Annotated in this window: 18 protein-coding genes; 11 read left to right on the top strand and 7 right to left on the bottom strand. The window is 67.9% G+C overall.

Features of this window, described 5'->3' with window-relative positions:
• Nucleotides 1-2 precede the first annotated feature (2 nt).
• The 4 genes from rbfA to ACXMDP_RS04045 are packed head-to-tail and all read left to right on the top strand — an operon-like array spanning nucleotide 3 to nucleotide 4,174.
• Nucleotides 3-452 (top strand): 30S ribosome-binding factor RbfA, encoded by a 450-nt coding sequence (rbfA, locus tag ACXMDP_RS04060; RefSeq protein WP_259730123.1) that lies wholly within the window; start codon nucleotides 3-5, stop codon nucleotides 450-452.
• Nucleotides 409-2,091: a glycoside hydrolase family 3 N-terminal domain-containing protein gene (locus ACXMDP_RS04055; RefSeq protein WP_399233409.1), complete on the top strand. Its 1,683-nt coding sequence runs from the start codon at nucleotides 409-411 to the stop codon at nucleotides 2,089-2,091. Before rbfA ends, ACXMDP_RS04055 begins: the two co-directional genes overlap by 44 nt.
• Before the next feature lie 49 nt (nucleotides 2,092-2,140).
• A complete protein-coding gene (locus ACXMDP_RS04050) occupies nucleotides 2,141-3,334 on the top strand; it encodes a glycosyltransferase (RefSeq protein ID WP_259730125.1) in 1,194 nt (397 codons plus the stop codon).
• 30 nt (nucleotides 3,335-3,364) lie between these two features.
• A complete protein-coding gene (locus tag ACXMDP_RS04045) occupies nucleotides 3,365-4,174 on the top strand; it encodes a uroporphyrinogen-III synthase (RefSeq protein WP_259730126.1) in 810 nt (269 codons plus the stop codon).
• Here the strand turns inward: ACXMDP_RS04045 and ACXMDP_RS04040 are convergent.
• From ACXMDP_RS04040 to zds, 3 genes are all read right to left on the bottom strand, one after another.
• On the bottom strand, nucleotides 4,161-4,682 hold the full coding sequence (locus tag ACXMDP_RS04040) for a hypothetical protein (protein ID WP_259730127.1): 522 nt from the start codon (nucleotides 4,680-4,682) through the stop codon (nucleotides 4,161-4,163). The two genes, ACXMDP_RS04045 and ACXMDP_RS04040, sit on opposite strands and share 14 nt — an antisense overlap.
• 103 nt (nucleotides 4,683-4,785) lie before the next feature.
• A complete protein-coding gene (locus ACXMDP_RS04035; RefSeq protein ID WP_255101460.1) occupies nucleotides 4,786-5,235 on the bottom strand; it encodes an SRPBCC family protein in 450 nt (149 codons plus the stop codon).
• Nucleotides 5,236-5,240: 5 nt separating this feature from the next.
• Nucleotides 5,241-6,746, bottom strand: a complete 1,506-nt coding sequence (gene zds, locus ACXMDP_RS04030) for a 9,9'-di-cis-zeta-carotene desaturase (RefSeq protein WP_094514819.1) — start codon at nucleotides 6,744-6,746, stop codon at nucleotides 5,241-5,243.
• A gap of 172 nt (nucleotides 6,747-6,918) precedes the next feature.
• Between zds and ACXMDP_RS04025 the strand changes: the two genes are divergently transcribed.
• From ACXMDP_RS04025 to ACXMDP_RS04010, 4 genes are all read left to right on the top strand, one after another.
• On the top strand, nucleotides 6,919-7,323 hold the full coding sequence (locus ACXMDP_RS04025; protein ID WP_094514822.1) for a HesB/IscA family protein: 405 nt from the start codon (nucleotides 6,919-6,921) through the stop codon (nucleotides 7,321-7,323).
• Between the two features lie 140 nt (nucleotides 7,324-7,463).
• Entirely contained in the window at nucleotides 7,464-7,889 is a 426-nt protein-coding gene (locus ACXMDP_RS04020) for a hypothetical protein (protein ID WP_457767199.1), read from the top strand.
• Between the two features lie 23 nt (nucleotides 7,890-7,912).
• Nucleotides 7,913-9,121 (top strand): lipid-A-disaccharide synthase-related protein, encoded by a 1,209-nt coding sequence (locus tag ACXMDP_RS04015; protein WP_259730129.1) that lies wholly within the window; start codon nucleotides 7,913-7,915, stop codon nucleotides 9,119-9,121.
• On the top strand, nucleotides 9,114-9,392 hold the full coding sequence (locus ACXMDP_RS04010; protein WP_259730130.1) for a hypothetical protein: 279 nt from the start codon (nucleotides 9,114-9,116) through the stop codon (nucleotides 9,390-9,392). Before ACXMDP_RS04015 ends, ACXMDP_RS04010 begins: the two co-directional genes overlap by 8 nt.
• On the opposite strand, the gene ACXMDP_RS04005 is transcribed toward ACXMDP_RS04010, so the two are convergent.
• Entirely contained in the window at nucleotides 9,328-10,269 is a 942-nt protein-coding gene (locus ACXMDP_RS04005) for a TIGR01777 family oxidoreductase (protein ID WP_259730131.1), read from the bottom strand. The genes ACXMDP_RS04010 and ACXMDP_RS04005 overlap by 65 nt on opposite strands.
• A 97-nt stretch (nucleotides 10,270-10,366) precedes the next feature.
• Between ACXMDP_RS04005 and ndhO the strand changes: the two genes are divergently transcribed.
• The gene (gene ndhO, locus ACXMDP_RS04000) at nucleotides 10,367-10,609 is read left to right on the top strand and encodes an NAD(P)H-quinone oxidoreductase subunit O (RefSeq protein ID WP_094514834.1); all 243 of its coding nucleotides are present in this window, start codon (nucleotides 10,367-10,369) and stop codon (nucleotides 10,607-10,609) included.
• Between the two features lie 23 nt (nucleotides 10,610-10,632).
• Here ndhO and ACXMDP_RS03995 read toward each other — a convergent pair whose 3' ends face one another.
• From ACXMDP_RS03995 to ACXMDP_RS03985, 3 genes are all read right to left on the bottom strand, one after another.
• Nucleotides 10,633-11,328, bottom strand: coding sequence for a J domain-containing protein (locus ACXMDP_RS03995; RefSeq protein ID WP_259730132.1), 696 nt, complete (start codon nucleotides 11,326-11,328; stop codon nucleotides 10,633-10,635).
• Between the two features lie 121 nt (nucleotides 11,329-11,449).
• The gene (locus ACXMDP_RS03990) at nucleotides 11,450-13,150 is read right to left on the bottom strand and encodes an iron uptake porin (RefSeq protein ID WP_259730133.1); all 1,701 of its coding nucleotides are present in this window, start codon (nucleotides 13,148-13,150) and stop codon (nucleotides 11,450-11,452) included.
• Between the two features lie 286 nt (nucleotides 13,151-13,436).
• Nucleotides 13,437-15,038, bottom strand: coding sequence for an iron uptake porin (locus ACXMDP_RS03985; RefSeq protein ID WP_259730134.1), 1,602 nt, complete (start codon nucleotides 15,036-15,038; stop codon nucleotides 13,437-13,439).
• A gap of 316 nt (nucleotides 15,039-15,354) precedes the next feature.
• On the opposite strand from ACXMDP_RS03985, the gene ACXMDP_RS03980 reads away from it, so the two are divergent.
• Nucleotides 15,355-17,334, top strand: coding sequence for an ArnT family glycosyltransferase (locus ACXMDP_RS03980; RefSeq protein WP_399233418.1), 1,980 nt, complete (start codon nucleotides 15,355-15,357; stop codon nucleotides 17,332-17,334).
• A 27-nt stretch (nucleotides 17,335-17,361) separates the two neighbouring features.
• Complete coding sequence (locus ACXMDP_RS03975; protein WP_259730135.1) at nucleotides 17,362-18,927, top strand: ArnT family glycosyltransferase; 1,566 nt, start codon at nucleotides 17,362-17,364, stop codon at nucleotides 18,925-18,927.
• Nucleotides 18,928-18,931: the final 4 nt, after the last annotated feature.

Raw genomic sequence — 18,931 nt, 5'->3', positions numbered from 1 at the left:
CAATGGCACAGACCCGACGGGTCGAGCGGGTCGCAGCTCTGATCCGGCGTGAGATCAGCGAGCTGCTCGTGAACGGCATCAAGGACGAGCGGGTGTCGCTGGGCATGGTGAGCGTCACCAATGTGGACGTGGCCGGCGATCTTCAGCACTGCAAGATCTTCGTGAGCATCTACGGCAGCGACGCCGATCGCGAACAAGCCATGGAGGGCCTGCGCTCCGCCAGCGCCTATGTGAAAGGCGAGCTGGGCCGTCGCCTGAAGATGCGCCGCACGCCTGAGGTGGTGTTCCATCTCGACCGGGGCCTGGAGCGGGGCACCACGGTGCTCGGTCTGCTCAATGAACTGGGACGCGAACGGGAGCGGCGGGGCGAGGTGCCCCCAGGCAGCGATCAGGAACCGATCAGCGGCGATGCGGTGTCCGGCGGCAGCGACGCCGACGACCGGGGTGACTGAGGCCCCTTCCCCCGGCCTGCGGGAGCAGGTCGCCCGCCTGCTGGTGGTGCGCGGCAGCGGCCATCTCAGCGACGGCCAGCGCCGCTATCCCCGCTGGGAGCTTCCCAACGGCGAGCTGAAGGACCTGCTTGCCGCCGGTGTGGGCGGCGTGATCCTGCTGGGCGGCAGCGCCGCGGAACTGCGCCTGCGCACAGAGCAGCTAAGCGGCTGGGCCCGCCATCCCCTCCTGCTCTGCGCCGATGTGGAAGAGGGGGTGGGGCAGCGGTTCGAGGGCGCCACCTGGCTGGTTCCTCCGCTGGCACTCGGTCGCCTGTTCGCCAGCGCCCCGGAGCAGGCGCTGCTGCTGGCTGGCCGCTATGGCCGCTGCACAGCCCGCCAGGCGCGCGCCCTGGGCCTGAACTGGCTGCTGGCCCCCGTCTGCGATGTCAACAACAATCCCGCCAATCCGGTGATCAACGTGCGGGCCTGGGGGGAGGATCCCGCCACGGCAGGAGCCCTGGCCGCCGCCTTTGTGGGGGCGGCGCAGGCGGAAGGAGTGCTCTGCTGTGCCAAGCACTTCCCCGGCCACGGCGACACCCTTGTGGATTCGCACCTGGCTCTGCCGGTGCTCCCCCACGACCGCCAGCGGTTGGAGGCGATCGAGCTGCCGCCCTTCCGCGCCGCCATCGCCGCCGGTGTGGGCGCGGTGATGACCGCGCACCTCCAGCTGAGCGACCTGGACCCCGAACGCCCTGGCACTCTCTCGGCCCCGGTGCTCGAGGGCCTGCTGCGCGTGGATCTCGGCTTCGGTGGTCTGGTGGTGACCGACGCCCTGGTGATGGAGGCGATCGCGGCGCGCTGGGGAGCGGGGGAAGCGGCGGTGCTGGCCTTTGAAGCCGGAGCCGACCTGCTACTCATGCCGGCCGATGCCCACACCGCGATCGATGCGCTGGTGGCGGCCCTCAGCAGCGGCCGGATCGGCCTGACGCGGCTCACCCAGAGCCTGCACCGGCGTGACGCCGCGCTGGCCCGCCTGCGCCCGCCGGTCACAGCCGCTGACAACCCGATGGCAGCCAGGCCCCTGCTCCAGCTCGCCCACGCGGTGGCTCATCTGGAAACGGCAGAGGATCTGGAGCTCAGCCGAGAGCTGGTGCAGCTCAGCACCGGCAGCCAGGGGCCCAGCGGCCTGCCGCCGGGGCCCGGTGTCAACCTGATCCGGGTCGACAGCGCCCTGGCCAATCCCTTCCTGCCCGTACTGGCGCCGGCGCTGCAGCGCCCGCTGGGCAAGGGCTACGCGCCGGTGCTGATCGATGGCCGCGCCCCGAGTCCCTGGCGCGCCGACCCGGAAGCGCCGCTGGCGATCGAGCGGCTGCCCCAGGGGCCGGTGCTGCTCCAGCTGTTCGTGCGGGGCAATCCCTTCCGGGGCAGCGCAGGCGGCGAGGAAAACTGGGCCGCCGTGGTGCGGCAACTGCTGGCGGCCTCCCGCCTGGCCGGCCTGGCGGTCTACGGCAGCCCCTACCTCTGGGAAACTCTGCAGCCCCTGCTGCCGCCCGACCTCCCGGCCGGCTTGAGCCTGGCCCAGATGCCCCTGGCCCAGGCCCAGCTGCTGGAGCAGTTGGGCCTGCCGCGAAGCGCCCTGGAGGGGGGCTTCACCGACTGAACCCGTAAGGGAGGGGCACTAGCCTCGCACCCAGACCCGAGCCGCTCCCATGCTCAGCCTGTCGATGATCGTGCGGGACGAGGCCGAGCGGCTGGCGGCCTGCCTCGACTCGGTGGCGGGCTTCGTGCAGGAGATAGTGGTGGTGGACACCGGCTCCAGCGACGACACGGTGGCCATCGCCCGGCAGCAGGGGGCGACCGTGCATGCGCTGCCCTGGCCGGGCGACTTCGCTCCGGCGCGCAACGCGGCCCTTGAACTGGTGCAGGGCGACTGGGTGCTGGTGCTGGACGCCGATGAGCAGCTGCTGCCGGAAGCGCGGCCGGCCCTCAAGGCGCTGATGGCCCAGCCGGACGTGCTGCTGATCAACCTGCTGCGCTACGAGCGGGGCGCCCGGCAGTCGCCCTATTCGAACGTGAGCCGCCTGTTCCGCCGCCATCCAGGCATCCGCTGGAGCAAGGCGTATCACGCGATGGTCGACGACAGCGTGGCGGCGGTGCTGACGGCCGAACCCCACTGGCGCATCGCCGATTGCTCCCAGCCCTGCCTGGTGCATGACGGCTACCGCCCCGATCTGCTGCTGGCCGGCCGCAAGGCGGAGCGCCTGCGCCAGGCGATGGAGCAGGAGCTGATCGCGACGCCCAACGATCCCTATGCCAGCGCCAAACTGGGCGGCCTGGAGATCAGTGAAGGGAACCGGGAGCGGGGCCTCGCCCTGCTGGAGGCGGCCCTCGCCCACTGCCCCGCCTCGGCCCGCGTAGAGCGCTACGAGCTGCTGCTGCATCTGGGCATCGGCCACGCCAGCACCACACCGGCGCGGTCCGAGCAGCTCTACCAGGAGGCCCTGGCCCTCGGCCTCAACCCCCGCCTCAGCCTGGCGGCGCGGCTGAACCTTGCTGCCCTTCTGGTGCAACGCGGTGCGCTGGAGGAGGCCAACCGTCTCTGTGACGCGGCGGTGCGACTGTGTCCCGAGGTGGCGCTGGGTTGGTACAACCTTGGTCTGGTCCGCCGGCGCCAGGGAGACATCGCCGGTGCCCTCGAGGCCTACGAGGCGGCCCGCCAGCTCGCCCCTGACCACGCCGAAACCCACCAGAACCTGGCAGCCGCCCAGCTGCTGGGTGGCAACATCGAGGCGGCGCGCGGCAGTTTCCGCACAGCCATCAGCCTGTTGCGCCAGCAGGGCCGCGCTGAAGAAGCCGACCGGCTGCGCCAGCAGGCCGGCGCCATCGTGAAGCTGGAGGGCTGAGCCGTGCCGGAGCCGCTGACACCACCGCCCATGACGTCGCCGCCGCTGCAGCAGCGCTGCGTGGTCGTCACCCGCGCGGCCAGCCAGCTGGGAGAAGCGCGCCGGTTGTTCGAGGCAGCCGGCGCCCGGGTGTTCGACCTGCCGGCGCTGGTGATCGGCCCACCGGACAGTTGGGGCCCCCTGGACGACGCCCTGGCCGAACTCGAAGACTTCCATTGGCTGGTGTTCTCCAGTGCCAACGGCGTGGAGGCGGTGGAGGCGCGGCTGGAGCGGATCGGCAGCAACCTGGCGGACCGGCCCCGGGGCGTGAAGATCGCCGCCGTGGGGGCCTCAACAGCCAGCCGGCTGGAACGGCTCGGTACCCCGGCCGATTTCGTGCCGCCGGCCTTCGTGGCCGACAGCCTGATCGAGCATTTCCCCGTTTCAGGCTGGGGCTTGCGGCTGCTGCTGCCCCGGGTGCAGAGCGGCGGCCGGACCATCCTGGGCGACGCCTTCGCCGCCGCCGGCGCCCGCGTGGTCGAGGTGCCGGCCTACGAATCGCGCTGTCCGCAGGAACTGCCCCTGGCGACGGCAGCCGCCCTGCGGGCCGGCCAGGTGGATGCCCTCACGTTCAGCAGCGGCAAGACCGTCCAGCACACCTGCGCGCTGCTGCAGCACAGCTTCGGCGACGCGTGGCGGGAGGTTCTGGTGGGGGTCGCCCTGATCTCGATCGGTCCCCAGACCAGTGCCCGCTGCCTGGAGCTGCTGGGCCGGGTCGATGCGGAAGCTGACCCCCATGACCTTCAGGGGCTGGTGCGCGCCTGCGTGGCGGGGATCAGCGGACCGTTCAGGAGGGCCTGAGCGCTGCGCTGATCGTCTGCTTGCCCTGCCGCATGCGCAGGCTGCCGTTCTGGACATCGATGGAGGTGACAACCCAGCCGTTGGGAAGCAGGCGCGTGGAGCGACCGCCTTGGTCACCGACCACCACGGTGCCGCTCTGTTCAGAGCGCTGAACCAGGGCCTGGGGCACACCCGAAATGGCAATCACACCGCTGAAGCGAAAATCATCGGGAAGGCGCAGGGGCGCCGGAGCGGCCGGCCGGGAGGGATCACCGCCGGCAGCAGCGGCCGCTCCCGTGGGCCGGGGCCGGATCACCGGGGCGAAGGGATCAGCGCGATCGGCTGGAGCAGCCGCCAGCACCTGTTGCCTGCTGGGCAGGGGGGTGAGGCCGGCGAGCACGCCTGCTCCCGCCGTGGGAGCAGGCGCAGCACCAGGGGCGGCTGCGGCCGCGGCGGGTTGGGCCGCTGGTGCCGGGGCGGGAGGCGGCGGAGGCGGTGCACTCGCCTCGGGCGCGCCGCCGCACCCCATCAAGCTGGAAAGCAGCAGCAGGGCTGCCGAAGCCAGGAACGTCTTCCCAGGCTTATTGGACAAACGGCAAGCCCCGAAGCAGGGACCGGAAGCGGAAAGCTGATCAGGACTGGCCATCGTTTCCACGCTCAACAAGATCCCTGAAGCGATCGAGATTGGCCTGCAATTCCTTGGTGACGATGCCACCAAGGATGGAAGGCTCCATCAGTGGTGCGAGCACCCCAGGGAGTTCGTAGCTCACCGTCAGTCTGACGACAGTGAGCGAATCGCCCTGAGGATAAAAGCGAACGGCGCCTTTTGTGGGAAGCCCCCCCACCGATTCCCAGTGCAGTTGCTGGGCCTCGACACGCTGGGAGATGCGGGCCTTCCAGTGGAAGCGGAAGCCCTGGGCTGCCAGGGTCCAATCGGTGATGTCCGGATCGTCGAGGGTGACCACCGACTCGATCCAGCGCATCCAGCGGGGCATGGCCTCCAAATCACTCCATACCTCCCAGACCCGCTGCACCGGGGCCTTGATCTCCGTGGTGACGCTGTGCTCCAGCCAACGGCCCATGATCGTCAGGCCGCCGCGCCGATGGACGCCATAGCCACCGGCTGACCAAGAATCACCCCGGCCGCCAGGCGACCGCTCATGGTGGCCCCCTCCATCGAATCGATGTAATCCTGCTTGGTGTAGCTGCCGGCCAGGAAGAAGTTGCTCACCGGCGTGCGTTGCTCAGGCCTGAACGGTTCCATGCCAGGAGCCTCCCGGTAGAGCGATTGGGCCAGTTTGACCACATTGCTCCACAGCAGCGTGAGTTGGCTGGCGGACGGAAACAACTCCCGCACCTGGGCATCGACGGCCGCCACGATCGTCTCGTTGCTCTTGGCGATCCAGGGATCTCCCGGAGTGAGCACGCACTGCAGCAGGGAGCCCTGGCCTTCGCGGCGGTAGTCGGCAGGGCTGGCCAGGGCAAGATCGGCGAAGCAGCTGAAATCGGCGTCTGCGGTGTACAGCAGGTTGTTCAGCCCGCTGGGGTGCTGAAGATCGGAGCGGGCGGCAGTCTGGGCTTCGCCGTCCCCCAGTTCGGTCACCCAGCCGTCGTAGCGCAGCTGCACGGTGGCCACCGGCACGGCCTCCAGCCTGTAGATGTTGTCGAACTGCTCGTAGCGGCGCCAGGCGCTGGGCAGCAGTTTCTGGATGCCCGGCACATCGCAGGCGGCCAGGTAGGCATCGGCTTCCACGTGGATCTCTCCCTCGGGCGTGCCCAACCGCAGACCCGTGACCTGCGGCGCCGCCGTGGCAGGGCTGTTCTGCCCCTCAGCGTTGGCTCCGTCGCTGGTGCAGAGCTCCAGCACCCGGTGACGCAGGTGGAGCCTGGCGCCGCGGGCAACGATGTAGTCGAGGATCGGCTGATGCAGCCAACGGTGCGGCGAGCCCTTCAGCAGGTTGAGCTTGGAGGCCTCGGTGCGGGTGGCGAACATCAGAAAGATGGTGAGCATGCACCGGGCCGAGATCGAGGCGCAGTCGATGAAACCGAGCGCGTAGGCGATCGGATCCCACATCCGCTCGATGCTCTTCGGGCTGCCGCCATGGCCGACGAACCAGTCGCGGAAGCTCATGCGATCCAGCGCCCGGATCACACCCATGGCGCCGTCGGGATCCACCAGGCCCCGCACGATCGGGCTGGTGCCAAGGGCCAGGGCATTGCGCAGCTTGTCGATCCAGTCGAGCTGCGGTGTGGTGAAGAAGGCCTTGAGGCCGTTGAAGGGAGCCCCTACGGGGAAACGGAAATCGAGCGCGCGGAGGTCGCCGCCCTTGTTGACGAACAGATGGGTGTGCTCCTTGGGCAGCAGGTTCTCGAAGGCCCCCACCTTGCGCATCAAGGCGAAGAGGTTGGCGTAGTTGAAGAAGAACACGTGCAGCCCCATCTCGATGTGGTTGCCGCCCGCGTCTTCCCAGCTGCCCACCTTGCCGCCCACGAAAGCCCGCGCCTCGTAGAGGTCCACCTGGTGGCCGGCGTCGCAGAGATCCACTGCAGCCGCCAGACCGGCCAGACCCGAACCCACGATGGCGACCCGCACCCTTGACCTCCCGTACCCGGCGACTCTATGGAGCCGGAGTGGGCGGCGGCGTTCGGATGGCCGCTCCCGCCAGGGCTGCGGCGGCCCGGGCGTCAGCGGGACGGGGCTTCGAAAACCGGCCACCCTCCATAGAGTGATCGCACGACGTTTCCCTTTCCCCCAGGCTCCGCCCATGAGCAGCTCCACCCCAGCGGCCCCAGCCGCTCCCCTCACCCACACCGGCCGCGATGGCAAGGGGATCCTGATCACCGCCCCGGCCATGCTGCAGCTGGCCACGTTGATGCGGCAACAGGGTGAGGAGAAGCTGCTGCGGGTAGGCGTGCGCTCCGGTGGCTGCAGCGGCATGAGCTACACCATGGATTTCATCGAAGCCGCCGGCATCCGCGCCGACGATGAGGTGTATACCTACGAACCCAATGGAGCCCCCAGCTTCCGCGTGGTGTGTGATCCAAAGAGCCTTCTGTACATCTATGGCATGCAGCTGGATTTCAGCTCCGCTCTGATCGGTGGTGGCTTCAACTTCACGAACCCCAACGCCAGCCAGACCTGTGGCTGCGGCAGCTCCTTCGCGGTCTGAGCCAGCGGCTTGATGGCACGGCCTGACCACAGCACACGGAACCGACCTCCGGCACCACGACCTGCAGGCCTCCTGCGGGGCTGAGCTACTGCTCCATGCCGTGGGAATCTGAGGGGCTCTACCTCGCCGCAGTGTCCACGATGGCCACGGACGCTTCCACCGAATCCGCCTTCGAGCAGGCCATCCGCCGCTATCAGGAAGGTGCCGAGCCCGCCGATCTGATCCCCGAGTTCCAGGCGATCACGGCCGCCGCCCCACGGCTGGCCGCAGGGTGGACCTGCCTGGCCTGGCTGCAGCTGCTCGACGATCAGCCCGTGGCGGCGCTGCGGTCGGCGCGTACGGCCGTGAAGCTCAACCCGCAGGATCCACAGTCACGCGTGAACCTCTCAGTCGCCATGCTCGAAACCGGCGCCAAAGGCGTGCGCGAGCACATCGACATGGTGCTCAGGGTCACGGCGGTGGCGCCGGAGCTGGGTGAGGAGCTGCAGGAATCGATCACCGATGGCCTGCGGCGTCGTCCCGGCTGGACTTCTCTGGAGAAAGTCAGCGCCTGGCTGAAGGGGTGATCGGGACGGTGCCGGCCCCAGCCATGCTCCCGAAACGCGTCCTGCTGATCAGCAATGGGCATGGGGAAGATCTCAGCGGCAGCCTGATCGGCCAGGAACTGGTGGCGCATGGGGCCGAAGTGGCGGCGCTGCCCCTGGTGGGCCACGGGAACGCTTACCGGCAGGCGGGGATACAGGTGCTGGGCCGCACCCGCACCTACAGCACCGGCGGGCTGGGCTACACAAGCCTGGCGGGCCGCCTCACGGAATTGCTGCAGGGGCAGGTGAGCTACGTGCTCAGGCGCCTTGCCCTTTTCCTCTGCCAGGCGCGGCACTTCGATCTGGTCGTGGTGATCGGCGATGTGCTGCCGGTGGTGGCAGCCTGGCTGAGCTGCCGGCCGGTGGTCACCTATCTGGTGGCCTACTCCAGCCATTACGAAGGGCGTCTGCGCCTGCCTTGGCCCTGCGGCTGGTGCATGCGCAGCGGCCGCTTCCAGCGGGTGTACAGCCGCGACAGCCTCACCGCCACTGACCTCACGGCCCAGCTGGGCCGCCCGGTGCACTTTCTTGGCAATCCATTCCTGGACCGGGCGCGGGAGCCGGCGCCCCCGCTGCAGCCGTTGGAGCCGCACTGCAGCCCCGGGGCCAGGCTGCTGGGGCTTCTACCTGGAAGCCGGCTGCCGGAAGCGCTGCGCAATCTGGAGCTCATGTTGAAGGTGCTGGTGCGGCTGCCGCCGTCCTGGCAGCAACAGCAGCGGCTGGAGCTGGTGGCGGCGCTGGTGAAGGATCTTCACCGGGAGCTGGTGGGCCGCTGCGCCGCCCCGCTGGGGTGGACCCTGCAGGGCGATCGGCTGGAACGGGGCCCGCTCGTGCTGCACCTGGTGTGGGGGGGCTTCGCGGCGGTGGTTCAGCAGAGCGATCTGCTGCTCTCGATGACAGGCACGGCAGCCGAACAGGCCGTGGGTCTGGGCAAACCGGTGCTGCAGCTGGTGGGCCACGGACCGCAATTCACGGTCAGCTTCGCCGAGGCGCAACGCCGGCTGCTGGGCTCGTCACTGGCCTGCAGCGATGGCGAGCCCGGTTCGGAAGACAGCCTGGCCGGCACGGCGGAACTGGCCACCGGCCTGCTCTCCGCCCTTGCGGATCCTGCCTTTTCAGAACGCTGTCGCCGCAATGGCCACGAACGTATCGGGGGTCCCGGGGGCGCTGCCAGGATGGCCCGAGAGATCCATGCGGTGTTAAGCGATGTCTGAGCCGCAATCCCTGAGCGTTCGCCTGAAGGGCTGGCTCGACAGCCTCCTGGTGGCCAATGTGTTTCTGGTGATCGCCGGAGCGGTGTGGTTCGGCCTGGCGATCGCCCTGCACAGCCGCAGCGTCGACGCCCCCCTGAAGCTGTTTCAGCAGCTGTGGGAGCCCCTGTTCACCCCGGCGATCGGGCTGCTGATGGCGGCGGCCGTGCTCAGCGGGATCCTGGGCTGGTGGCAGCGGCGAGCGCAGCGGCAACATCCGGATAGTGGAAGCTGAATCCCTGCTGCTGCAGGCGTTCGGGCACCACATGCTGGCCCTCCAGCACCACCTTGGCGCCATCGCCGAGCATGAGCTGCAGAACCGGGGCCGGCACCGGCAGCAGGCTCGGGCGACCCAGCACGTCCCCGAGGCTGGTGGCGAAGGACTGCATGGTCACCGGCGTGGGCGCCACGGCGTTGTAAGCCCCCACATAGGCCGGGTCCACCAGGGCGGCGGCGATCAACCGGCAGAGGTCGGTGCGCTCGATCCAGCTCATCCATTGGCGGCCCGAACCCACGGGCCCCCCGAAGCCGGTGCGGAACACCGGCAGCATCTTGCCGAGGGCGCCGCCGTCAGCGCCGAGCACGATGCCGATGCGCAGCTTCACCACGCGGATGCCCACTGCGGCTCGATCAGCCGCTGCCTCCCACTGGGCGCAGAGCTGGCCGAGGAAATCAGCCGCCGGTGGTGAGGCTTCGGTGAAACTTCCGCTCGGGCTGCTGCCGTAGTAGCCCACGGCTGAACCGTTCACCAGCACGCGGGGCGGGGTGCCCAGATGGCCCATGGCCTCAACCAGCTCTGTGGTGGTCACCAGCCTGCTGTCGAGCAGACGCTGGCGGTGTTGTGGCGTCCAGCGGTGGTCGGCGATCGGCTCACCGGCCAGGTTCACCACCCCTTCGGCAACCGCCAGAGCCTCGATTACTTCGGGGCGCCTCCAGGTGGCCGGCTCAGCAGGATCCCCCTGCAGCCGGGCCACATCCGGAGGCCCTAGGCCACTGGCGCAAGAGCTGGCCGGCTGACGGCTGAGCAGCGTGCAGCTGTGCCCTTCCCGCTGCAGCAGGGGCACCAGTTCACGACCGATGAAGCCGGTACATCCGAGCAGAAACAGCCGCACAGCAGGGAGGACGCACGTTGATCAACGGTAGGGCTGGCACCGGTGGCAAAGGCGACCGAAGAGGGGCACTAACCTGCGCGCATCGATCACTGTCGTGATGGCTGACACTGCACCCGCACCGACGAAGCCCGCACCGATCAAGAAAGGCAGCCTGGTCAAGGTGAGCGCGGCGCGCTATGCCAGCAGCCTGGAAGCGGCGGCCAGCGATCCCCAGCCACCGGCCTACCTGTTCGAGGGTCCCGGCGAAGTGCTCGCCGTGAAAGGCGATTACGCCCAACTGCGCTGGCGCCTGCCTGTTCCCGACGTGTGGCTGCGGCTCGATCAGCTCGAAGCCTGCTGAACCGTTTCAGAGATCCAGCCGGTTCAGAGATCCAGCCGGCGCCGCTCCTCCTTCATGAGGGAGCGACGTTGCTTGGCCTCCCGTAGCATCTCGCGACCGTCGTGGAGGTAGCTGTCCACGTAGCCGAGCGTGTAGCGCTCCAGTTCCGCCAAGGCATCTTCCACCTGGCTCAGGCAGTGGTAGAGGCTGAGGCCAAAACCCTTGGCCGCCGACGGGCAGGCCATGGACCTGTAGAGCGTCTGTACTCTGTCGAGCTTGGCCTTGCTTTGCTCCAGGAAGGCGCAGAACGCCTCCATCAGCACGTCGTCGTAGGGATCGGCCGCGAGGGCGCGCAGCTCAGCCGGGAAGGCCAGGATCACCTGCCCCAGCAGACGATCGATCGGCGCATACACCCGTTGCAGCCACACCAGCAACTCCCCGTCACGGGCCGCGCCCCTGCTGCCTGCGGCTGGGGTCTGCACACGCGCACCTCGCGCTGGCGGCGGCCCTCCATCCCCGAGGGCCGGGCTGTGAGTGCTGTCGTAAAGCCGGCGACGCTCATGGTCTCCCAGCACCTCCCAGGCGGCATTGAGCGCCACGATCGTGGCCGCATCGCCTCCCGCATCGGGATGGTGCTGCTTCACCAACTGGCGATAAGCCGCCTTGATCTCCGCCGCGCTGGCCTGAACGCCAACGCCGAGCACGGCATAAGGGTTAGCGGAGGTGGGGGAAGCGGCCATCCAACAGCCCGGTAGCGGAGCCATCATCTCCACGCCGAGGGCGGAAACGCGAAAAAAGGCCCCCCGTTTCCGGGAGGCCGTGAGGTGGTGTGTGAGGGCAGGTTGAACCGAGTGCCGGTCTTCAGAAACGGAAGGTGGTCTGCACGAGGCCGCCGAACACGTTGAAGGTCTGGTCGGCGCCGGTTTGCTGGCCGAGCGGGCGGCTGAGGTAGAAGATCGCCGGGGTGACGGAGATGTTGTCGGTCACCTGGAACTTGTACCACCATTCCCAGACGTAGTTGCCGTCGTTCGGGGTGGTTTCAAGGCCCTTGGTGGTGCCGGACTTCAGCTGGGTGGCGAACACCGGCTGGCCCACGGCCATACCGGCGGCGTTGCCCTTGGCGAACACATCAGACCATTCCAGGCCGACGAACCAGCTTTGCGACTCGCTCACGAAGGGGGAAGCGAACTCAACGCCGCTGGCTTGGGTCTCGTTGCCGGAGAGGCTGTTGAGACCCCAACCAATGCTGATGGAGGGGATGAAACCGCTCTTCTTGGGCTGCCAATAGGCGTTGACTGCCACGCTGTTGGAATCACCGTTGGCCAGGAACCAGCTGTTGGAAGCGGCGAAGTTGGTGCCGCGACGGAAGTTGGTGGCCGCTTGGCCGTAGCGGTAGGCCGCTGAGATGTTCCACTGTGGGGTGGTGTAGTTCAGCTGGGCGAGGAAGTTGCCGCGGGCGCAATCGGTGCCGATGCCACCTTCATCGCTGGAGCAGCTGAAGGGGTTGCCATCGAACGAAGTGCCCGAATCTCCCTGCTGCGCCACATAGCTGGCGCCGGCGCTGAAGCGGCCTTTGCCCTTGGGAACGTTCTGCCGCCAGGTGATACCTGCAGCGGCACCAGTGGCCTTGTTGTAGACGCCGGGAGCGCCGTGGAGGGTGAAGAGATCAAGGATCTTGTCGCCCTTGCCGTACACCGACGGAGTGACCGCCAGCATTTCGGTGTTCCGGGCCTTGGGACCAACGGTGATCGCTACGTCGCGACCAACAGGGAAGCGATACCAGAGACGGTCGATGCCAACCACATCAGAGCAGTTCCGGTTGCCGGTGCAGCTCGTCTGGCCAAAGCCGTTGCTGGCGATGTCCAGAGCGGTGAGGTTGACACCGTTGCCATTAAAGGCGTTGTTGAAGTTGCCGGAGCGCAGGCGGGTATAGAGCTGATCTTTCCCCGTGAAGCTGGTGATGAAGTTCAGGCGAACGTCATAGTTGAAGGTGGTGGCACCGAAGCGAGCGTTGTAGTTCTCGCTGTCATTGCCACTGGTGATTGAGGATGTCCTGAAGCGCCCACTCGTGCTGTTGCCACCGGCGTTGACAGCACCCAGCACGAAGGTGGCTTGACCCTGGAGCTTGGTGGTGGTGGAGAACTGGGTAGCTTCCAGCTCACCCACCTTGGCTTCGAGGCCATCCACCCGGCCCTTGAGCACGGCCAGTTCGGCTTCGAATTCCTTGAGCAGGCGGCGCAGCTCGTCGGTCACCTCGGTGATGCGATCGAGGCAGGCGTTGAGCAGAGCGGCGGCTTCCCAGCGGCTGAGGGCCTGCTTGCCGCGGAAGGTGCCGTCGGGATAGCCAGCGACGCAGCCGTAGCGCTCGATCAGGTTCGAGAGCGCCTGATAGGCCCACTCGGTGGGCTGAACATCAGAAAACTGATTGATGCTGGTGACTTGTTCCTTGACATTGGCATAGCGATTGACGCCATCCATGTTCAGTTCTGAGGCCGAAGCCGCCACGGGGGCGAGCAGGCCAAGAGCGGCAGGAGCCAGCAACAAGTGCTGAATGCGATTCATGAGAGTCCTCACACCAATTGAGGGGATGCTTCTGTAGTGAAGCCTGCAAATTGTATGAAATAACAACGCGGATAGCCCGGCTTGAGCTACCCGAGCATGTATCCCAGGCGACATTCCATGCCTCCCCTGAAGTGGGGCCCAGTCTGGAATCCAGCCAACAAAAAGCCCCACCAGATGGCGGGGCGAAAGAACTGAATGCTTCGTCAAGGTTCACTTGAATCGACGTAGTCGCCTGAGCAATGTGTGAGGGGCTCAGAGGAGAGGATTCAAGTGAAGGAAGGCAGAATCAGAACTTGAAGGTGGTCTTGACGATACCGCCGAAGTTGCTGAACGATTCGTTGTTGAACTTCTGATCTTGGCCGAGAGGAGCGCTCAGGTAGTAGATCGCAGGAGTCACGCTGATGTTATCGGTGACCTGGAACTTGTACCACCACTCCCAGGCATAGTTGCCGTCATTGGGTGAAAGGGTGTCGTCGTCGCCCGACTTCGTGAGGAAGGTGGGCTGACCAACGGCCATGCCGAGGGAGTTGCCCTTGATGAACACATCGCTCCACTGAAGACCGACGTACCAAGACTGAGTCTGAGCACCGTCGATCACACTCTCGAGAGAACCAGCGGAAGCAGAGTCAGCGCTGTGGCCGTTGATGCCCCAACCGGCGCTGATCGAGGGGATCCAGCCGGAGTTGGAGGGCTGCCAGTAACCGCTGATGCCCACCGAGCTCACCGAGGTGGAGAGCCCGAAGCCGGTGACGGCCAGAGGGGTGCCATTGCCGCTGTAGAGGCCAGCCTGACCACCCTCAGGCGTGGTGTAGACGTAGGCCACAGCCAGGCCCCAGTTGGGCTGGGTGTAAGCAATCTGGGCAGTACCCGTTTGGGCCGCGCCAGAGGTGCCGATGCCACCTTCGCTCGGGTTGCCCGAGTCACCGTTGGCAGAGACGTAGTTGGCGCTGATGGTCCAGCCACCGCTCTTCCACCACAGACCGGCACCTGCACCCAGGTTCAGGCTGTAGGCACCGGGAGCACCGGCGTAGGTGAAGATGTCGAGAACGGTGTCAGCGGGGTACACGCTGGGCCAGACGGCCAGCATGTCGTCCTGACGGACACGGCCACCAACGGTGGCGGTGAAGCCGGTGCCGATGGGGAATTGGTAGAAGAGGCGGTTGATCGCGACCACGTCGCCGCAGTCAGCGCCGGAGCCGCAGTTCTCTTCAAAACCAGCCTCAAGGGCGTTCAGACCGACAACCGGGCCGCCAAACCAAGGGCCATCAGCAAAGTTGCCGGCGCGCAGGCGGGTGCGCAGCAGATCCTTGCCGGTGAAGCTGGTATCGAAGTTGAGCTGGATGTCGTAGTTGAAGGCCGTGGCGCCTTGCAGAGCGCGGGCTGAGTCAACAAGACCGTTGTTGGAGCCGCTGTAGGAGTTGGCGCCGACGACGAAGGTGGCCTTACCGTTCAGCTTGGTGGTGGTGGAGAACTGGCTGGCTTCCAGCTCGCCCACTTTGGCTTCGAGGCCATCAACCCGGCCCTTGAGCACGGCCAGTTCAGCTTCGAATTCCTTGAGCAGGCGGCGCAGCTCGTCGGTCACCTCGGTGATGCGGTCGAGGCAGGCGTTGAGCAGAGCAGCGGCTTCCCAGCGGCTGAGGGCTTTCTTGCCGCGGAAGGTGCCGTCGGGATAGCCAGCGACGCAGCCGTAGCGCTCGATCAGGTTCGAGAGCGCCTGGTAGGCCCACTCAGTGGGCTGAACGTCGGAGAACTGGTTGATGCTGGTGACTTGCTCCTCAGAGGCGTACTGGTTGACGCCGTCGAGGTTGAGCTCTGCAGCAGACACGGCCATCGGGGAGAGAAGCCCCAGAGCGGCAGGTGCCAGCAGCAGTTGCTGGAACAGTTTCATTGTGTCCTCACACAAAAGGGGCGCAATGCGCCGACCACATCTTCACGGCAGTTCAAGCAGCCACCAGGCCGGATGTGACAGAAATGACAATGGACAGTGAGCGCCATGGCTTGCCAGGCCGCCATCGGGCGAGCAGCGGCCGGTCCAGAGTGAGGGGCCCGGCCCGAAGACCCTGGCTTCCCGTTCGTCTCGCCCCTGGCCGTGGTGGCTGGGTCTGGGCCTGATCTGGCTGGCGGCCACCTTCGCCGACCGGCTCTGGCTGCAGCTCGACCAGCGGCTTCCTGCCTGGGATCAGGCCGAATACCTCAACAGCGCCGTGGACCATGGCCGGGCCCTGGGACTGCTGGCCGGCGGCGGCTGGCAAGGGTGGAGCGCCCTGCTCGATCTCTCCCCGAAGATTCCCCCGCTGGCCAGCCTGGTCAATGGCAGCGTGATGGCCTTCAGCGGCGACAGCCCCGATCAGGCCAGCTGGGCGCTTGCTATCTGGCAGCTGCTGTTGCTGGTGGTGGTGGCGTGCTGGGGCCGGCAGCTGGGCGGGCCGCGCTTCGGCCTGCTGGCCACCGCGCTCATGTGCCTGGCGCCGGCCCTGGCAGCGCTGCGGGTGGATTTCACCCTCGACCTTCCACTCACCGCCACCGCCATGCTTGCCCTCTGGCGGCTGGGGTGCTGGTACGCCCCCGCCCCGAGGGGCGGACGCTGGAGCCAGGCGCTGGTGGCGGCAGCGGCGGTAGCCACTGCGGTGCTGGTGAAGCAGAGCGCCCTGCTGGTGCTGCTGCTGCCATGCCTGTGGGCGGCGGGCGCCGGGCTGGGCCAGCCGCAGCGCCGCCTGCAGACCCTGGCCGCCCTGGCCCTGGTGCTGACCGTGGCCCTGCCCTGGCTGAAGCACAACTGGATCACCACCCTCGGCGGGACCAACCGGGCGGTGATCGAATCGGGCGCCGCCGAAGGGGATCCATCGCCCCTGAGCCTGGCCAGCCTCTTCTGGTATCCCAGGCTCTTCCCGGCCCAGCTCGGTGCGCCGATGCTCGCTGTCGGTGCAGCCGGAGGGGCACTGTCCCTTTGTCAGCGCAGACGCCGTGCTGATGCTGCTACTGGTGCTGCTGCTGAGCCGCCCGATCAGGACTCAGGGCCGCCTACGGAATCCGGTGGCACGGGCTCCGGCTGGGGGTGGCTGCTGGGTTGCGCCCTCGCCGGCTGGTTGGTCACCAGCCTCAGCCCGAACAAGGATCCGCGTTACATCGCGCCGGTGCTGCCGCTGCTGGTGCTGCTGCTGGCACGGGGTTGGTGGGTGCTGCTGCAGGCGGCCCGTGCCCGCTTCGGACCCTGGCTGGGGGCCGTGCTGCTGGGGGTGGGCCTGCTGGGAACGGGTGCCACCACCGCCTCAGAGCGTGTCGGCGAGCTGGAGCGGCGCGCGGAGTCCCCGGTGCCTGAGGCGATCGAGGCGGTGCGTCAACGCGTGGGCACAGCTCCCACCACCGTGCTTGTGATCCCCAGCACCGCTGAGGTCAACCAGCACAACGTGAGCACCTTCGGACGCCTGGGGGGCGGGCAGATCCTCGGGCGGGAAAGCGGGAAGCAGAAACGGGAGCATGCCCTGGTGCTGCAGCAGGCCCAATGGCTACTGCTGGCCAGCGGCGACCAGGGCACGAAGCGCAAGGAATCCAGGCAGCTGAGCCGCAGCGTGCGCAGCGATGGCCGCTTCGAGCGCGTGGGCAGCTGGCCGTGGACCAAGGGCCGCCAGCTCGAACTCTGGCAACGTCGCGCCGCTGCGCCCGCGGCCGTGCCGTTCGATCGCCGCTTCATCACACTCGCCCGCGGCCTGGAGCAGGGCCCGGCCGGCCTGGGTGCCGTGTTCGACGCGATCGGACCGGAACACCAGCTGGACGGGCATTTCCTTTACCAAGCACGTGTGCGCCGCTGGGCGGAGGCCCGCCTCAGCGCCAACCCCAACGACCGCGAGGCGCTCTGGGCACTGGCGCTGCTGGACGTGCTGCTCAACCGGCCGGCCGCGGCGGAAGGCTGGTTCAAACAGCTGGAGGCGGTGGAACCGGCCAACCCATGGCCGAGCGCCTACCGCTCCGTGGTGCTGCTGGCCGATTGGCGCCCCTGGCAGGCGGCGGCGGTGGCCGAGGCGGCGCGCCTGCACCACGACGAACCGGTGCTGGACGGGCTGATCCATGTGGCCGGCGTCCTCGGCGGCGATCTGCGCCGCATCCCTGGCACCCGCGCCGCCGTCGAGGCGGCGATCGCCTCGGTGGAGGCGCGCATCGAGGCCGGCGCCAAAGAGGGCCGGTAGCCTCCTGCCCACGCCAGAACTCTGCTGATGGCCCCTGCGGCGCCAGCTTCCCCTTCCAAGCCCGGCGCGGCCCTGCCGTTGTGGCTTCCCCTGCTGGTGGGTGCCGGGTTGCGGCTGATCCAGATCCAGGCCCCGGTCCTCGGGATCCACAGCTGGAGGCAGGCGGACACGGCGGCGATGGCTCGCAACTTCGCCGAGCAGGGCATGAACCTGCTCACGCCCCAGATCGACTGGGGCGGCGCCGGCAGCGGCGTGGTGGAAGCGGAATTTCCCTTGTATCCCTACAGCGTTGCTCTGCTCTACCGCCTGTTCGGGGTGCAGGAGTGGCTGGCGCGGGGCCTCTCCGTGCTCTGCAGCCTGCTCACGATCGTGCTGGTGGTGCGGATCGGCCGCCAGCTGGTGGGGGAGCGGGCCGGCTGGTGGGGCGGGCTGTTCTATGCGGTGCTGCCGATTTCGGTGTTCTACGGGCGCACGGTGCAGCCGGAGGCGGCGCTGATGCTGCTGGCGGCTCTGGCCCTGGAGCGCTTTCTGGCCTGGCTGCGCACCGGCAGGCTGGCAGCCCTGGGAATCTCCTGGCTGGCCTTCACCGCCGCCTGTCTGATCAAAGTTCTGCCGTTCGTATGGCTGGGCCTGCCGTTGCTATGGCTATGGGGCCAGGCCCACCAGTGGAGGATCCTCCGGCGATCAGGCAGCTGGGTGTTTGCCCTGTCGGCGGTGGTGGTGACGGCGGCCTGGTACTGGCATGCCCACAAACTGGGGCAGGCCAGCGGCCTCAGCTTCGGCTTCTGGGGCGGCGAGGCCAACCGTTACAGCTGGGCCGACCTGTTCGCGCCTGGCTACTGGCTCGGCCTTGGCCTGAGGGTGGCCGTGCGCAACCTGGCGGTGCTGGGGGTGCCGTTGCTGGTGCTCGGCCTGCTGCCGCGCGGGAATGGCGACGCCGCTGCCAATCGAGGCGCCGCTGCCCCCCCCGACGCCCTGCCGGGGCCACAGGCGCACGTGCTGCCGGTGGGGCTGGTGGCCGTGCTGCTGGCCGGAGCTCTGGCGCCTGAATCCAGCGTGGTGCATGAGTATTACCAACTGCCGCTGATGCTGTTCGCCTGCCCACTGATGGGCCTGGGCTGGGTGCGGCTGCGGCGCCAGGCCGATGTCTGGGGGCGGCAGGGGGCCTGGGCACTGCTCACGCTGCTGGTCGTGGTGAGCCTCACGGTGCTGGCTGTGGATTACTGGAGTCGGGAGCGGGTGGCCGGATCCCCGGTGTGGGAGCTGGCGCAGCAGATCCAGGCGCGCACACCGCCCGGGGCCAGAGTCGTGGTGATGAGCGGTTCCGACCCCACTGTTCTTTATCTCGCCAACCGCAAGGGATGGCTTGTGAGTCCCAAGCGGCTGATGCGGCGTGATGCGGCGGCCTGGCGAGCCGACGGCGCCGATGCCCTGGCCGGCAGTTATGCGGTGATCGAAAGCTATGCGCCCTTCCCCGAAGGCGAGGCCAAAACGCGCTTGAAACGCTGGGTCTGCGACCAGCCACCGGGCTGCCAGAGCGGGCCCGGTTTCGTGATTCCGCTGGCTCCCGGGGCCGAGCGGCCGGCAGGCTGAGCCC

The sequence above is a fragment of the Cyanobium sp. ULC065 genome (assembly GCF_977927515.1).
Note: the sequence above shows the minus strand (reverse complement) of the source record. Positions and strands in the feature narration are given on the sequence as shown.

Coding starts and splice junctions, on each gene's coding strand:
- ACXMDP_RS04010 (WP_259730130.1), top strand. CDS start 9,114: ATGTCTGAGCCGCAATCCCTGAGCGTTCGCCTGAAGGGCTGGCTCGAC.
- ACXMDP_RS03995 (WP_259730132.1), bottom strand. CDS start 11,328: ATGGCCGCTTCCCCCACCTCCGCTAACCCTTATGCCGTGCTCGGCGTT.
- rbfA (WP_259730123.1), top strand. CDS start 3: ATGGCACAGACCCGACGGGTCGAGCGGGTCGCAGCTCTGATCCGGCGT.
- ACXMDP_RS04025 (WP_094514822.1), top strand. CDS start 6,919: ATGAGCAGCTCCACCCCAGCGGCCCCAGCCGCTCCCCTCACCCACACC.
- ACXMDP_RS04035 (WP_255101460.1), bottom strand. CDS start 5,235: ATGGGCCGTTGGCTGGAGCACAGCGTCACCACGGAGATCAAGGCCCCG.
- ACXMDP_RS04055 (WP_399233409.1), top strand. CDS start 409: ATGCGGTGTCCGGCGGCAGCGACGCCGACGACCGGGGTGACTGAGGCC.
- ACXMDP_RS04020 (WP_457767199.1), top strand. CDS start 7,464: ATGGCCACGGACGCTTCCACCGAATCCGCCTTCGAGCAGGCCATCCGC.
- ACXMDP_RS04050 (WP_259730125.1), top strand. CDS start 2,141: ATGCTCAGCCTGTCGATGATCGTGCGGGACGAGGCCGAGCGGCTGGCG.
- ACXMDP_RS03990 (WP_259730133.1), bottom strand. CDS start 13,150: ATGAATCGCATTCAGCACTTGTTGCTGGCTCCTGCCGCTCTTGGCCTG.
- ACXMDP_RS03985 (WP_259730134.1), bottom strand. CDS start 15,038: ATGAAACTGTTCCAGCAACTGCTGCTGGCACCTGCCGCTCTGGGGCTT.
- ACXMDP_RS03975 (WP_259730135.1), top strand. CDS start 17,362: ATGGCCCCTGCGGCGCCAGCTTCCCCTTCCAAGCCCGGCGCGGCCCTG.
- ndhO (WP_094514834.1), top strand. CDS start 10,367: ATGGCTGACACTGCACCCGCACCGACGAAGCCCGCACCGATCAAGAAA.
- ACXMDP_RS04015 (WP_259730129.1), top strand. CDS start 7,913: ATGCTCCCGAAACGCGTCCTGCTGATCAGCAATGGGCATGGGGAAGAT.
- ACXMDP_RS04045 (WP_259730126.1), top strand. CDS start 3,365: ATGACGTCGCCGCCGCTGCAGCAGCGCTGCGTGGTCGTCACCCGCGCG.
- ACXMDP_RS04040 (WP_259730127.1), bottom strand. CDS start 4,682: ATGGGGTGCGGCGGCGCGCCCGAGGCGAGTGCACCGCCTCCGCCGCCT.